Source organism: Methylobacterium sp. WL6, assembly GCF_008040095.1.
Lineage (GTDB): Bacteria > Pseudomonadota > Alphaproteobacteria > Rhizobiales > Beijerinckiaceae > Methylobacterium.
On record NZ_VRVH01000264.1, the window covers coordinates 1 to 6,219 of the forward strand.

General features: G+C 64.4%; 6 protein-coding genes and 2 pseudogenes. 5 read left to right on the top strand and 3 right to left on the bottom strand.

Annotated features, from left to right (window positions below; all coding sequences use genetic code 11):
* Nucleotides 1-417: 417 nt before the first annotated feature.
* From FV230_RS22870 to FV230_RS22885, 4 genes are all read left to right on the top strand, one after another.
* A complete protein-coding gene (locus tag FV230_RS22870; RefSeq protein WP_147844036.1) occupies nucleotides 418-636 on the top strand; it encodes a hypothetical protein in 219 nt (72 codons plus the stop codon).
* Between the two features lie 70 nt (nucleotides 637-706).
* Nucleotides 707-1,408 carry a hypothetical protein gene (locus FV230_RS22875; RefSeq protein ID WP_147844037.1) on the top strand — a complete coding sequence of 234 codons (702 nt, stop codon included), beginning with the start codon at nucleotides 707-709 and terminating at the stop codon, nucleotides 1,406-1,408.
* A 639-nt stretch (nucleotides 1,409-2,047) separates the two neighbouring features.
* The gene (locus FV230_RS22880) at nucleotides 2,048-3,442 is read left to right on the top strand and encodes a pilus assembly protein TadG-related protein (RefSeq protein WP_147844038.1); all 1,395 of its coding nucleotides are present in this window, start codon (nucleotides 2,048-2,050) and stop codon (nucleotides 3,440-3,442) included.
* Between the two features lie 392 nt (nucleotides 3,443-3,834).
* Nucleotides 3,835-4,227 carry a hypothetical protein gene (locus tag FV230_RS22885; RefSeq protein WP_147844039.1) on the top strand — a complete coding sequence of 131 codons (393 nt, stop codon included), beginning with the start codon at nucleotides 3,835-3,837 and terminating at the stop codon, nucleotides 4,225-4,227.
* Nucleotides 4,228-4,337: 110 nt separating this feature from the next.
* On the opposite strand, the pseudogene FV230_RS31390 reads toward FV230_RS22885, so the two are convergent.
* Nucleotides 4,338-4,415: pseudogene (locus FV230_RS31390) on the bottom strand (oxidoreductase); the annotation flags it as partial.
* A 78-nt stretch (nucleotides 4,416-4,493) separates the two neighbouring features.
* Between FV230_RS31390 and FV230_RS22895 the strand changes: the two are divergent.
* Nucleotides 4,494-5,102, top strand: a complete 609-nt coding sequence (locus FV230_RS22895) for a site-specific integrase (protein WP_246694961.1) — start codon at nucleotides 4,494-4,496, stop codon at nucleotides 5,100-5,102.
* A gap of 66 nt (nucleotides 5,103-5,168) precedes the next feature.
* Here FV230_RS22895 and FV230_RS22900 read toward each other — a convergent pair whose 3' ends face one another.
* Nucleotides 5,169-5,846, bottom strand: coding sequence for a class I SAM-dependent methyltransferase (locus tag FV230_RS22900; protein WP_147844040.1), 678 nt, complete (start codon nucleotides 5,844-5,846; stop codon nucleotides 5,169-5,171).
* Between the two features lie 249 nt (nucleotides 5,847-6,095).
* Nucleotides 6,096-6,219: pseudogene (locus FV230_RS22905) on the bottom strand (IS3 family transposase); the annotation flags it as partial.

A 6,219-nucleotide genomic window follows, 5' to 3' on the forward strand; every position in this document is an offset into this window, starting at 1 on the left:
TTTCCTCCCCGAGCCCTTTGGAGCCCGACCGATGACGCACGCCCGTATCCTCGCCCTCGACACCGCCGCTGCCGATCCGATCCACGCCGCCATCCAGCGCCACCGCGCCGCCTACGACGCTAATCAGGTCGCTCCCGAGGGCAAGACGTCCGTGATCGCGAGCGACGACTACGATGCCGCGACGGACGCCCTGATGACGACGCCTTGCGCCTCCTGGTTCGGCGCGCTTGCCCTGCTCGGGCACCTACGCTGGTGGCTAAGCGAGGAAGCCGAGTTCTCGGCAGCTCACCAACCCGGCTACGGCATCGCACAAGCCCGCGTCGCCGACCTGACCCTGTTTTCGGTACCAACCTGCCGCCGGTCGCGATCTCGCCCGCCTTCCCCTCGGGCCGCCTGTCGCCCGCTCCGTCCCGCCTGTTGCCGGGCGTCGATCGCTACAGCCAGCACGCCGCGCTTGCCCCGCCGAACGAAGCCCTACCCGGCGAAGACGAGACCTGGCCGGCCGTGACTGCGATCCGCCCGGATACCGTGTTCGTCCGCTCCCGTCGCTTCATCAGCGCGGCCGGCGAATTCCTGACCGCCGTGGCGATCATCGGGGGCGGATGCATCCTCACGGGCCTCGCCTCCCTGCTCTGAGCCTCGACCCGGCATCCTGCCGCCCCTGCAAGCCTGCATCCCTGCGAACCTGAAAATCGGAGCACCTAACATGCGCAATCCCGTGAAGCGCCTCCCGACTGCCGATGCGAAGCCGACCCTGCGCGAGAGGTTCGCGTCGTTGAAGGCCAAGGCCGCGGGCCTAGCGGCCGAAACGAGCCAGGGCCGCCGTACCATGCTGGCCGGGTCCGTGGCCGCTGCCATGCCGTTGCCGGCGCTGGCCGCCTCGGCGCCGGTCGCGAGTGACGGGCGCGGCGCCTACCTCGCCCGCCTCCTGACCGCCTACGCCGAGGACCGGGCATGCCGTCCGATTTCTAGCGAGGCCGCCCTTGCGTCCATCGAGGGGACCGCAGCCAACCTCGTGATGCGGCGGTGCTGCGATGTGTGCGCCGAGAACCTGGCTTTGCCGCCCCCGAAGGCTCCCGATGGCCTCGCGCTCGCGGCTCTCGCGGCGGCCATCGAACTAGAAGCCAACTGGTACGAGGGCAAAGACCGACAGTTCAACGCAGGGATGGCCCTCATCCGCGCCGTGCTCGCCATTACCTGGACGTCGCTGCCGCCGGGCTTTGTTGGGTTCGGGGACGAACTGGACTGCCCCGAAAAGGACGACGCGCTTTTCGCGGCACAGGGCAGCCTTCCGGCCTGGGCCATCGCCGAAGCGGAAGCCGCCGCCAAGGACGACGCCTTGCCCCTGCCATCTCGATCCCGCGAACTGACGGCAAGCCGCGATCAAGGCTTGCCGCGCCCCTTGTAATCCTGAAAGCGGGCGCTGCCGCGTGGAAGCTTGAGCTATGAGCAACGTCATTACCTTCCGCCCGCGCGCCACCGTGGCACACGTACCTCCGGCCCCCTCTCCGGCCGAGACCCGGCGCATGATCGAGGAAGCGGCACAGACCGCCCTCGACACAGCGGACAGCCTGCTCGCGATCCTCGACCGCATGAACGGGGATGCGGAGGCTGACGACCTGGCGAGGCGGAGTCAGCTCCCATGGTGGCCGAGCAGTCCGGCGGGCAGGTTGCGTCCCTGCGAGGGGATGCCGTGGAGGGGCGGTCCTCTGCGCTGGATAATCGTTCTTCAGGACATACCAGCCGCGCCGACCGTGCTCCCGTTCGCCCCGCGCCCGTAGCGCGCCGCCGGCAACGTCGTGGTGGCGGCTGGCGTGGCGCTGCTTGAGGTGGTGGTGGCCCAGCCCGCGCACGACCCTTCGCAGCACATAAAACACCGCTCCTTTGGTTGTTTATGCAACCATTTGAGACCGGCGATTATTGGTCGCAGGTGGATTTCAGCTTAACTCATCAAACTAATACGGATAGGCAGAGCGGCGCATTAACTATTGGCTCTTAGAAGCCCGGGTGGTGAGATGAGGGATCGGTCTGTATAGGCCGCAACGGCATGAGCCAAGACTGGCTAGGCACAGCACGCTCCTTCGGACCCGACCGCCGCGGTGCCGTCGCTGTCATCTTCTGCCTCTGCGCGACGGTGCTGCTCGGCCTTGTCGGTGGCGGTGTCGATTACGCGCGCCTCGCCGCCCGACGGGCCCAGTTGCAGGCGGCCGTCGATGCTGGCGTCCTGGCCGGCGGCAACGCCCTCAAGCTCGCGATGTCGAGCACGGCCGCAGTGATCGGCGTCACCGAGCAGACGGTCCGATCCGAGGCGAAGTCGCCATTTGACCGGCCACTGACAGTGCAGGTGACGGTCGCGTCCGACAAAACCAACGTCGCCGCCTCCGCCGCCGAGACCTTCAAGCTGACTTTCGGTAGCTTCGTCGGGGTGCCCGCCGCCAGTCTCACGGTGAAGGCGCAGGCAAGCGTCGTTGGGCGAATGCGCCTGTGCATGCTGACGCTCGATCCTTTTGCTGCCGGCTCGTTCAATCTGCAGAAGAACGCGCAGGTCACCGCCTATGGCTGCTCGCTGTACTCGAACTCGGTCAACGCCACCGGCATGGTCGGCGGCGACAACGCGATGGCGCGCGCCGACACGATCTGCTCAGCTGGCGGCTACCTTGGGCTTCGCGCGAACTTCGCGCCCGTGCCGCAGGCCGGGTGTCCGGCAATTGATGATCCGCTGAAGAACCGTGCGTCGCCAACGATCGGTGCATGCCTCTCAATACCGCTATCCGCCAACAAGAAAGGTGATATCAGCAAGAACGAGATTGATCAGAATGCAACGCTCGATCCGGGCACCTATTGCGGTGGCCTGAAGATCTCCAAAAACGCCGTTGTCACGCTCAAGTCGGGCACTTACGTCATCAAGGACGGGCCGCTGATGGTCTACGATAAGGGAACATTGTCTGGTACGGACGTATCTCTGTACTTCTCCGGCAACACGGCGGGGCTGCTCTTCGACAAAGGCAGCACAATCAGTCTTAGCGCCCCCACACTCGGGGTGATGGCAGGCCTTCTGATTTCGGAGGAACGAACCGTCAGTACCCCGCTGGATCCCGTAGTCGGCTTGGCGAACGGCCTCATCGGCGCCCTGCTGCCGGCTCTGGGGCCACCGCCCCCGACGCCAGCTCCACTAGGGCAGACCAAGCCGATGCGAACCTATCGCATCATCAGCGACAACGCCCGTACCATGCTTGGTACAATCTACTTGCCAGCCGGACGCCTCGTGATCGATGCGACGAAGCCGGTGGCGGATCAGTCGGCCTACACCGTGATCGTAGCCCAACAAATCAACCTCTACGAAGGGCCGAACCTCGTCCTTAACGCCAACTATAGCGCAACGAGCGTGCCGGTGCCGAAGGGTGTCGGCCCGGTCTATGGCCGGCTGCTACTGACACAATGATGTGTGTCGACAGCCTCCCTTTCGAGGAGATGGGGCGGTAGCCGTATGCCCGTCATGGGCCGGGACCCGCAGGTCCGCCCTGCGACCAACAAGAAGGGGGCGGGAGGGATTTCGGTCCGTACACTTCCATGCGCGGGGTCCCTGATGCAGGCGCGCATAGGTGCACGAAGTGGTTTGCCAAATGCTTGGACGGTGACGTCGAAACCTCAGGGCGGAACTGGTGCGCCGTTTATCTGAGAGATAAGCTCGGTTTTCACTGAGCCAGATATCAAGCATATACTCCGTCCCATTATGGACAAAGCTATAACTTAAACATCGCCAGTATGTCAAAATTAACTAATTTATCCAATTATTAGCGGCTGAAATACTCTCGAAACTTTCTGGATTTACTCATGCCGGGGGATCGAAACGAAAATAAAGCGCAGGTCTATCTTATGGGAGCTTCGATAAAGCGGCGCGTTCTCGCATCCGCAGCAGGGTTGGCCTGCTGTCTCGTGTGCCTCCAGGCCTACGCCAACGCATCGACCGTCGCCGGCATCGTCATTCAGAAAGCCAAGCAATTCGGCTTCCAGGCGGTCACCCTGCAGGCCGGCGGATCCATCGTGCTGTCCAACGAAGAGGCGACGTCCGTCCACCACGCCTATATCGAGGCGGACGGGGTCCACCGCGATTTCGGCGACCAGGAGCCCGGCAGCCGCACCACGATGGTGTTCCCGCAAAGGGGCGACTTCCTCGTCCTCTGCGGCGTGCACCCAAAGATGAAGCTCGCCGTCCATGTCGACTGAAGGCCTATCGCGCTGGGGACCGAGGGGTGACTTCCGCTGCGCTTGATGTCCATGGGATCCATCCTTTGTCGTTTGCAGAACTGCGCCTCGGAGCGAAAACCAGCGTCGACCTAGATCGACGCGCCGGTGACGAACGCGCCGAGGTCCGAACACATCCACAGGACGGCTTCGGCAATCTCCTCGGGCTCCAAGGGCATCCGCTGCCGGATCGGCACGGTCCCGACGCAGAGGGCGCCACGACCGCCGACATCATGGCCGCGATCCTGATGCGAACGCCAGACACCCTGACAAGGAAGTGCAACCGGGCGCTGCTGGCGCTTGGGTTCGCAGGCGCCTTCCGCCGGTCCGAATTGGTCGCCCTCGACGTGGCCGATCTCCGCGACGATGCGGAAGGGCTGCGCGTCCTGGTTCGCCGGTCGAAGGTCGATCAGGAAGGGCAGGGGTTCGAGAAGGCGATCCCGCACGGTCGCTTCATCCGACCGGTGGCGCTGGTGTGCGAATGGCTCGACGCCGCCGGGATCACGGATGGCCCCCTATTCCGACCGGTGTCGCGATCGGGGAACGTGCGGAAGGCTAAGTTGGACTTAGGGCGTGAGGGTTCGGCGGAGGAAGTGGGAACCGAACTCCCCGAGCCGCGCCTAACCACGCAGGCCGTCGCCGACATCATGAAGCGGTACACAACGGCTGCTGGGCTCGATGCCTCGACGTTCGGGGCGCACTCGCTGCGGGCCGGCTACATCACGTCGGCCGCCGAGCGGGGTGCCGACCTCGCCCGCATCATGGATCAGTCAGGACACCGCGATCCTTGCACGGTGGTTGGCTACATCCGCCGGGCAAATGCCTTCAAGGGGCACTCGGGGAGCGGGTTTTTGTAGGATGCGTACGAACGCGCCTTACATGCAGGCGCGCTCAGGGATCGCCCTAGCTACAGCAGTTAACGTCTAGATAGGCGCCAGCGGCTTTCCGAACTTGCACTTACCCCGCAACTCCCACCGATTTTCGATGCAATGCTGGTTGCAGAACGTATCTACCGCCCTTTGGACCCCTGGGAAACGTCCGCCTGAGGAGTCGTAGTCGTCCGCGATGAACAACCCGCCGGGGCGAAGCACCGACCACCACGCAGCGAGGTCAGCGGCGACGGAGGCCTCTTCGTGACCGGCGTCGAGATGGACCACGTCGACTTCTACACCGCGTAGGCGCATCAGCTCCGCAGCATTCACCGAGTCCAGGGGCAGCGGTACCACCCTGTCAGCTAGGCCTTCGCGGAGGACGTTAGCCAGGAACGTACGGTACAGGCTCGGGTAGCCGTGCTCGGTCGCCAACTCAGCGAACAAGCTAGCGTCTGTCCAGTGATCAACGGCGCCAAGCCACGTATCGACGGCGATCACCGTACCCGTGACGCCGTGTGCCGCCATCGCCTTTGCCATGTGCACGGCGCTCGCGCCTTTCCAGGTGCCGACCTCGACAACGACGCTCGGCCGCCACTCACGAACTGCGTCTTCGAGGAAGGCGTGCTGACTGCGCCAGCCTTGGAGATCGAGAGGCCGCAGTGTGGTGGGTGGGTTCGTAAAGGGGTCTTGCCCATGCCAAAGGGCGGCAAGGATTTCGTTACGTGTCACGGTATCTCCAACGGTGGCGCATCCTGTTCCGGCGAAAGGCTCTGGGGGACCTGTTTCGAGGGGTCAATGCGACCCAGTCGATGACTTCGCTGGATCGCTTCGGGTTTCCAGCACCCAAGGGGCACGCCGGAGGCAGGCTCCTGTGATGCAACCTAATCTTAGGTGAAGGCAGAGCGCTGGGGGCTGATAAGTCCACTTATCGGCCCCCAGGGATATGATCGGCCCCCGCGAGGTGGTCCAAAGGTCAAGTTAGTGCACGGTGGGCCGCTCCGCCACGAGTAGCTTGGCCGGCGGAGCTGGTCGGGCGAGCGCAGCCGGCCAAGCGGAGAAGGCTGGCACGAACACCTCCGGTGCCGGCGGCTGGTATTTCAGC